Origin of the sequence: Alkalihalophilus lindianensis (genome assembly GCF_032843265.1) — a bacterium.
GTDB classification, from domain to species: domain Bacteria; phylum Bacillota; class Bacilli; order Bacillales; family Bacillaceae_D; genus Alkalihalophilus; species Alkalihalophilus lindianensis.
Map to the genome: position 1 here is coordinate 1 of NZ_JAWJBA010000565.1, position 259 is coordinate 259.

The window sequence follows — 259 nt, forward strand, 5'->3', positions numbered from 1 at the left end:
TATTTTTGGACAAATTGGTGACCTTGTGCAATCGGCCTATAAACGCCATTTTAATGTGAAGGACTCAGGTACTATTTTACCGGGGCACGGTGGAATCCTCGATCGGGTTGATAGCTGGCTATTTGTTTTTCCATTATTGAACCTTTTCCACCTTTGGTCTTAAAACAGGAGATGACACTATTGAAAACAATCAGTTTACTGGGCGCAACCGGTTCTATTGGCACCCAAACACTGGATATTATTCGGGAACATCCGCAAG

2 protein-coding genes are annotated in these 259 nt (G+C 42.9%); both read left to right on the top strand.

Translation table 11 applies throughout. From position 1 onward, the window contains the following. Window positions 1-163, top strand: a 163-nt coding sequence (locus RYX56_RS23440; protein ID WP_317124268.1) for a phosphatidate cytidylyltransferase, incomplete at its 5' end; no start/stop codon positions are given. A 17-nt stretch (window positions 164-180) separates the two neighbouring features. Next, a partial coding sequence (locus RYX56_RS23445) for a hypothetical protein (RefSeq protein WP_317124269.1) occupies window positions 181-259 on the top strand: 79 nt, incomplete at its 3' end.